This window comes from Actinophytocola sp. (assembly GCF_035634895.1).
Lineage (GTDB): Bacteria > Actinomycetota > Actinomycetes > Mycobacteriales > Pseudonocardiaceae > Actinophytocola.
The window spans coordinates 1-6,499 of the sequence record NZ_DASQCC010000020.1; the positions used below are offsets into that span (position 1 = coordinate 1).

Annotated in this window: 8 protein-coding genes; 5 read left to right on the forward strand and 3 right to left on the reverse strand. The window is 70.6% G+C overall.

Annotation, left to right across the window (positions count from 1 at the left end):
* The first annotated feature begins 150 nt into the window (after window positions 1-150).
* Entirely contained in the window at window positions 151-588 is a 438-nt protein-coding gene (locus tag VET29_RS03280) for an RpiB/LacA/LacB family sugar-phosphate isomerase (RefSeq protein WP_324914413.1), read from the forward strand.
* A 16-nt stretch (window positions 589-604) separates the two neighbouring features.
* On the opposite strand, the gene VET29_RS03285 is transcribed toward VET29_RS03280, so the two are convergent.
* Window positions 605-1,588 carry an aldo/keto reductase gene (locus VET29_RS03285; RefSeq protein ID WP_324914417.1) on the reverse strand — a complete coding sequence of 328 codons (984 nt, stop codon included), beginning with the start codon at window positions 1,586-1,588 and terminating at the stop codon, window positions 605-607.
* Between the two features lie 22 nt (window positions 1,589-1,610).
* Between VET29_RS03285 and VET29_RS03290 the strand changes: the two genes are divergently transcribed.
* Both VET29_RS03290 and VET29_RS03295 read left to right on the forward strand, forming a co-directional pair.
* Window positions 1,611-2,378, forward strand: coding sequence for a 2-keto-4-pentenoate hydratase (locus VET29_RS03290; protein ID WP_324914420.1), 768 nt, complete (start codon window positions 1,611-1,613; stop codon window positions 2,376-2,378).
* Window positions 2,375-2,797: a fumarylacetoacetate hydrolase family protein gene (locus tag VET29_RS03295; protein WP_324914423.1), complete on the forward strand. Its 423-nt coding sequence runs from the start codon at window positions 2,375-2,377 to the stop codon at window positions 2,795-2,797. The genes VET29_RS03290 and VET29_RS03295 overlap by 4 nt, the downstream gene beginning before the upstream one ends.
* 237 nt (window positions 2,798-3,034) lie before the next feature.
* Here VET29_RS03295 and VET29_RS03300 read toward each other — a convergent pair whose 3' ends face one another.
* A complete protein-coding gene (locus tag VET29_RS03300; protein ID WP_324914427.1) occupies window positions 3,035-3,463 on the reverse strand; it encodes a nuclear transport factor 2 family protein in 429 nt (142 codons plus the stop codon).
* A 60-nt stretch (window positions 3,464-3,523) separates the two neighbouring features.
* Here VET29_RS03300 and VET29_RS03305 point away from each other — a divergent pair, with 60 nt between their 5' ends.
* Window positions 3,524-4,048 carry a TetR family transcriptional regulator gene (locus VET29_RS03305; RefSeq protein ID WP_324914431.1) on the forward strand — a complete coding sequence of 175 codons (525 nt, stop codon included), beginning with the start codon at window positions 3,524-3,526 and terminating at the stop codon, window positions 4,046-4,048.
* On the opposite strand, the gene VET29_RS03310 is transcribed toward VET29_RS03305, so the two are convergent.
* Window positions 4,037-4,426, reverse strand: a complete 390-nt coding sequence (locus VET29_RS03310) for a pyridoxamine 5'-phosphate oxidase family protein (RefSeq protein ID WP_324914434.1) — start codon at window positions 4,424-4,426, stop codon at window positions 4,037-4,039. The two genes, VET29_RS03305 and VET29_RS03310, sit on opposite strands and share 12 nt — an antisense overlap.
* 335 nt (window positions 4,427-4,761) lie before the next feature.
* On the opposite strand from VET29_RS03310, the gene VET29_RS03315 reads away from it, so the two are divergent.
* Window positions 4,762-6,393, forward strand: a complete 1,632-nt coding sequence (locus tag VET29_RS03315; RefSeq protein WP_324914437.1) for a GAF domain-containing sensor histidine kinase — start codon at window positions 4,762-4,764, stop codon at window positions 6,391-6,393.
* The last annotated feature ends 106 nt before the right edge of the window (window positions 6,394-6,499 follow it).

Below are 6,499 nucleotides of genomic sequence, written 5' to 3' on the forward strand. Positions count from 1 at the left end.
GGCCCAGCTTCCTGCTGGCGGCGTTGCCGGTTCGCCCAAGTACGACCCAGTACGACCCAGTACGAGGGCGAACCGGCGCCTTGCCAGCAGAAACCCGGATCCACCGACTTAATCACCGCATTCCCGGCGCGGGACACTAGCGTCAGGGGCATGAGAATCGCTGTCGCCGCCGACGAGCTGGTCGGGGTCGCCGAGCTGGTCGTCGACGAGCTGCGCAAGCGCGGCCACGAGCCGGTGCTGCACGGTGCGCTCAACCCGGAGGAACGGGCCGACTGGGCGTGGGCGAGCGAGAAGGCGGCCCGCGCGGTCGCCGAGGGGCAGGCTGACCAGGGCATAGTCTGCTGCTGGACCGGCACGGGTGCCTCGATCGCCGCGAACAAGGTGGCCGGGATCCGGGCGGCGCTGTGCGCGGACGCCGAGACGGCGCGAGGCGCCCGCCGCTGGAACGACGCGAACGTCCTGGCTCTGTCGCTGAGGCTGACGAGCGCCCCGCTGCTGACCGAGATCCTCGACGGCTGGTTCACCAGCGACCCGAGCGACGACCCCGCCGACCAGGCGAACATCACCCACGTGGACGAGATCGCCTGACCCGCCGCCCGAGGCGCTACTGGCGCTTCGGCAGCACCTCGTGGGGGCGGTACGGCGCTTCGAGCCGTGCGGTCTCCTCCGCCGAGAGCCGTACCGTCGTCGCGGCGACCGCGTCCTCGATGTGGCCGATCCTGGTCGCGCCCACGATCGGCGCCGTCACCGCGGGCCTGCTCAGCAACCACGCGAGCGACACCTGTGCCGGGGGCACCCCCCGCTCCGCGGCCACCGCCCGTACCGCGTCCACCACGTCGAAGTCCTGGTCCGAGTACAGGTCGTCCGCGAGCGCGTCATTGCCCCCGCGTGTCGTCTCCCGGCGGCCGTCGCGGTGGCGGGTACCCGCCAGCATCCCCCGCGCCAGCGGGCTCCACGGGATCATCCCCATCCCCTGGTCCACGCAGAGCGGCGCCATCTCCCGCTCCTCCTCGCGGTACAGCAGGTTGTAGTAGTTCTGCATCGACACGAACCTCGTGAACCCGCCGATCCGCGCCGTGTACTGCACCTTCGACAGCCGCCACGCCGGCATCGTCGACACCCCCAGGTACCGCACCTTCCCCGCCCGCACGAGATCGTCAAGCGCGGCAAGGGTTTCCTCGATCGGTGTCTCGTCGTCCCAGCGGTGGGTCTGGTACAGGTCCACGAAGTCGGTGCCGAGGCGCCGCAACGAGGCGTCGATCGCCGACATCACGTGTTTGCGGGACAGGCCCCGGTCGTTCGGGCCATCGCCGGTCGGGAAGTACACCTTCGTCGCCAGGACGTAGTCGTCCCGGCGAGCGAACAGCCTGGACAGCAGCCGGCCGGTGATCTCCTCGGTCACGCCGTTCGAGTACATGTCCGCCGTGTCGAAGAAGTTCACCCCCAGCTCGACCGCGCGCCGCACGATCGGCTCGGCCTCCTCTTCGGACAGGAACCACGCCCGCCGGCTCTTGTCGCCGTAGCTCATCATGCCGAGACAGACCGGCGACACCCGTAGTCCCGACGAACCCAACCTGGTGTACTCCACGTTTTCTGGTTATACAGGTCCAATGGATCCGCAGCTGACGGCCAGGGCGCTCTACGACGCGCGCCGCAAGCGAGTCCCGATCCCGCCCTTCGGCGCCGGTCTCGGCGCCGAGGACGGTTACGCCATCCAACAGGAGCTGGTCAGACTGCTCCTGGCCGACGGCGACCACATCGTCGGGCACAAGGTCGGCCTCACCTCCAAGCCGATGCAGCGGCTCATCGGGATGGACTCCCCGGACTACGGCCCGGTCCTGGCGTCCACCGTGTACCCCTCGGGCGCCGAGGTGCCGGCCGGCCGGTTCATCCAGCCCAAGATCGAGGCCGAGATCGGGTTCGTGCTCGGCGAGTCACTGCGTGGTCCCGGCGTGAGCCTGCTGGACGCCGCCCGCGCGGTGGCCGGCGTGGTCGCGGCGGTCGAGATCGTGGACTCCCGCATCGAGGACTGGCGGATCGGCCTCGCCGACACCATCGCGGACCTGGCCTCCAACGGGGCCGTCGCGACGTCCGGCCGGCTGGTCCCACTGTCCGATGTGGACCCACGAATGATCGGCATGGTGTTGACGCGCAACGGTTCCACAGTGGACACCGGAGCCGGCGCGGCCGCGCTCGGCGACCCGCTGCTCGTGGTCGCCTGGCTGGCCAACACCCTGGGCGCCGTCGGCGTCACCCTCGAGCCCGGCCACCTCATCATGACCGGCGCCCTGCACGCCGCCGTCCCCATGACGGCAGGCGACGTCTTCCGAGCCGAGTTCGACACCCTGGGAGCGGTAACCGTGCGAGTTGTCCAGTGACCGCGGCCAAGGCGTCCATCGGCCCGCTGCCCGCCGGCCCGGCGGCGGCGAGCATCGCGTTCGTGCTGGGCGCGGACGTGGAAGGCGCGACCATCTGGGACGTCCTGGCCGCGACCAGGGCCGTCTGCCCGGCACTGGTCGCGGGGGACCGGCACGTGATCGGCAGCCCGGTCCCGCTGCCGGCGGCGGACCTGCGGCTGCTCGGCGTGGTCCTGGAACACAACGGCGAGGTGGTCGCCACCGCGGCGGCCGGCGGAAAGCTCGGTCACCCGGCGGCCGTGATCGCCGAGCTGGCGCCGCTGAAGGCCGGCGACGTCGTCGTGGCCGGCCCGCTGGCGTCCGTGGCCGAGGTGAAGGCAGGCGACGTGCTGGTGGCGAGCGTCGCCCGCGTCGGCACGGTCGAGGCCGCGGTGTCCTAGTGTCCCGCGCCGGGAATGCGGTGGTTAAGTCGGTGGATCCGGGTTTCTGCTGGCAAGGCGCCGGTTCGTCCTCGTACTGGGTCGTACTTGGGCGGACCGGCAACGCTGCCAGCGGGAAGCTGGGCCGCCGAATTAGTTGCCTGATTTCCGGCGCGGGACACTAGCGCCCTGGTCGCTCGCGACGACCGCCGGCCCTGCTCTGTCGGGGCCTGGGCGTCGCGAGCGACACCAGGGGACTCAGCGCTGGGGCGTGAAGTCCGTGTCCGGCTCCGGAACCTGACCCAGCGCCTCCGCGATGGCGAGCGTGTTCTGGTACTCCCGCCACAGTGTCATGAGGCCGTCGCGCACCTCCATCACCGCGATGAACAGCGCGCTCCTGCGCTCACCCGTGGTCAGCAGGATCCCGACCAGCTCGTACTCGACGATGATCTTGTTCGGGTCGGTCGTATCGTGCACGACCACGTTCCGCATCTCCTCGAAGCGGACCGGGAGGGTCTCGCGGCCCGTCTTCGTCGCGGCCAGGAAGTTGTCGCGACCCTCGTGGCGGCGGGGACCACCGGCCGCGAACGGGACCTCGATCACCACGTCCGGGTCCCACAGGCCCTCGTGGCCGCCGCCGAGCACGTAGTCCCGGAAGTTGTCGAACACGTCGCGTGCCGTCGTCATGCCATGCCTCCTAAGATGAGTACTGACTCCGGTTAGAAGGATCGTGAGTGAGGACTCATCTTGTCAAGTAAGCCGTTGCGGGCGGACGCCCGCCGCAACAGGACGCGGATTCTGGCCGCGGCGGAGGAGGTCTTCGCCGCGCGGGGCGCCGCCGCGGCCACCGAGGAGGTCGCGGCCGCGGCCGGGGTGGCGATCGGCACCGTCTTCCGGCACTTCCCGACCAAGCGGGACCTGCTCGGCGCGATCCTCAAGGACCTGCTCGCCGAACTGTCCGAGAAGGCGCGGGAGGGCGACCTGTTCGAGTTCTTCACCCGCGTCGTCACCGCGGCGGCGGAGAAGAGGTTCGTCGTCGAGCTGCTCGCCGGGCAGGGCGTGGAGGTCGAGGTCGCGGGGGCCGTCGGCTCGCTGTCGGGCGCCGTCGGAGCGCTGCTCGACGCCGCTCAGCGCGACGGCCGGGTCCGTGCGGACGTCCGGCTCGACGAGGTGCTCGCCCTGCTCGGCGCGGCGGGACAGGGCGCGTTGGTCTGGTCGCCGGACCTGCGGGCCCGCACGCTCGAGGTGATCTTCGCCGGGCTACGTGGCTGAGACCAGCTCGTAGCCGGCCACGATCTCCGGATAGATGCGGATGATCTCGACGTTCGGCATGTCGGCGAACGGGGTCAGCAGGGACTCGTAGTGCGCGGTCTCCTCGGCGTCCACGACCCGCCGTGCCACGCCGGTGATCGTCACCGACCAGCCGCTCTCGGCCTCCGAGTCGATGTCGTCCGCCTCGAAGGCGACCACGGCGCCCGCGCAGTCGGCGCCCACGTGCGTGCGCACCACGACCATGCCGTTGTCGACCATATGGCGGACCGGCACGATCGCCGGCAGTGCGCGGATGGTGTACACGATCCGGCCGAAGGGAGCGCCACCGACCAGCCGCAGCGACTCGGCGCGCGTCAGCTCATCCAGCCGTCTGGGCACGCGACCCAATCCGGTACACCTCCCTGGGGACCGATGTCAGAGGCGTGAGCATCCGGCAGGCGGCCGTTGTGCGCAAGGGCCCAAAACCCCCATGTCGCCAGGGACTTTCGGCCCTGGTGCGCTGCGTCCGTTTGCCAGCACCACCTTTGGTTCTCACCGGTGCGTGACCCCGGGTTGAACACGCTGTGTGTTCTTTGTGGACTCGTTGCGTGCTCAACGGCAAGATCGCGCAGGTGGCATCCCCCGTGCGGAGGATAGCGACAACACAGTGAGTAACGCATAGTCGTATCCGACCGATAGCCCGAATGCCCATCCGACGGACGTCCGGGGTTGCCATGCCAGCAGACCAGGCGCGCTCAGCTGCCCGCGCGAGTAGTTCCGGCCTGCCCTCAGGCGGCCTCGAAGCGGTACTCGCGGAGAAATCTCGCGACCGGCTGCAGGGGTTACTCGACGCCGTGGTCGCGATCGGCGCGGGGCTGGAGCTCGACGGCACGCTGAACCGTATCGTGCGGATCGCGGTCGAACTGGTGGATGCGAGATATGGCGCACTCGGGGTGGTCGGTCCGGACGAGCAGGAGCTGCTGACCGAGTTCGTGTACGTCAGCGTCGACGATCGAAGGCTCGGCGTCCTGATCGAGAACCCGTACCCCATCCGCGACGCCCAGGAAGTGGCGCCCACCAGTGTGCTCGGCGCGCCCATCCGTGTGCGCGGCGAGCTGTTCGGCAACCTGTACCTGACCGAGAAGCGCGGCGGCGGCAACTTCACCGAGGACGACGACATCGTGCTGAAGGGCCTCGCGGCCGCCGCCGGGGTCGCGGTGGAGAACGCGCGGCTGTTCGAGGAGTCGCGCCTGCGTGAGCGGTTCATCGAGGCGTCCCGCGAGGTCAACTCGTACCTGCTCGGCGGCGGCTCCAGCCAGGACGCGCTGGACCTGATCGCGCGGCGGGCGCAGGAGCTGTTCAAGGCGGACTGCGCGGTGATCCTGCTGTCCGACGGGGAGATCCCGCCGGAGGAGGTCGTGGTCCGGGCGGCGGCCGGGGAGAGCGCCGCCGAGATGGTGGGGCTGACCGTGCCGGCCCGCCAGTCGCCCGCGGTGGACATGTTCGACATGCAGGGCGCCGAGATGATCCCGGACCTGTCGGTGCTGGTGCCGGCCGGGTGGCGGGGCCCCGGCCCGGAGTTCGGGCCGGCGGTCGCCGTGCCGCTGCGCGCCGGCAACGTGGTGAGCGGCATCCTGATGGCGTTGCGGGTGAAGGGCGGGCCGCGGTTCGTGCGGGAGCACGTGCCGCTGCTGGCGTCGTTCGCCGACCAGGCGGCGTTCGCGCTGGAGCTGGCGGAGAAGCACCGTCAGCACCGGGAGCTGGCCGTGCTGGCGGACCGGGACCGCATCGCCGGCGACCTGCACGACCACGTGATCCAGCGCCTCTTCGCGACGGGCATGAGCCTGCAGGGGACCGTCCGACGGATCGCGGACCCGGGGGTCCGGCGGCGGGTGAGCCGCGCGGTCGAGCAGCTGGACGAGACGGTGCGGGAGATCCGTACGTCGATCTTCGACCTGCACACGACCGGGTCGTCCGGCGAGGACAGCCTGCGCCGGCGGATGCTCGACATCGTCGACGAGCTGTCGGCGAGCGTGGACGTCTCCCCGTCGGTCCGCATCTCGGGCGCGGTGGACACCCTGGTGCCGGAGGAGCTGGCCATCCACGCGACGGCCGTGCTGCGGGAGGCCGTGAGCAACGCGATCCGCCACTCCCACGCCGGCGAGATCGTGGTCACCGTCGAGGCGACCACCGACCTGATCATCGACGTCGTCGACGACGGCGTCGGCATGCCCCCCGGCGTCGCCCGCAGCGGCCTCCTGGGCGTAGAACGCCGAGCCGCCAAGTGCCACGGCATGGCAGTCGTGGTCCCCGGCCCAGACGGCGGCACCCGCCTAACCTGGCGCGCCCCCCTCCCGACCTCCTAACCCGCGAGTCCCGCGTTCAAACAGCGCGAGTCTCGCGTTCAGACATCGCGAGTCTCGCGTTCAGACATCGCGAGTCTCGCGTTCAGACATCGCGAGTCTCGCGTTC

What these genes read in the sequence shown, in the direction of transcription:
- VET29_RS03290 (WP_324914420.1), top strand. Translation starts at nt 1,611, where the DNA reads ATGGATCCGCAGCTGACGGCCAGGGCGCTCTACGACGCGCGCCGCAAG.
- VET29_RS03315 (WP_324914437.1), top strand. Translation starts at nt 4,762, where the DNA reads ATGCCAGCAGACCAGGCGCGCTCAGCTGCCCGCGCGAGTAGTTCCGGC.
- VET29_RS03300 (WP_324914427.1), bottom strand. Translation starts at nt 3,463, where the DNA reads ATGACGACGGCACGCGACGTGTTCGACAACTTCCGGGACTACGTGCTC.
- VET29_RS03280 (WP_324914413.1), top strand. Translation starts at nt 151, where the DNA reads ATGAGAATCGCTGTCGCCGCCGACGAGCTGGTCGGGGTCGCCGAGCTG.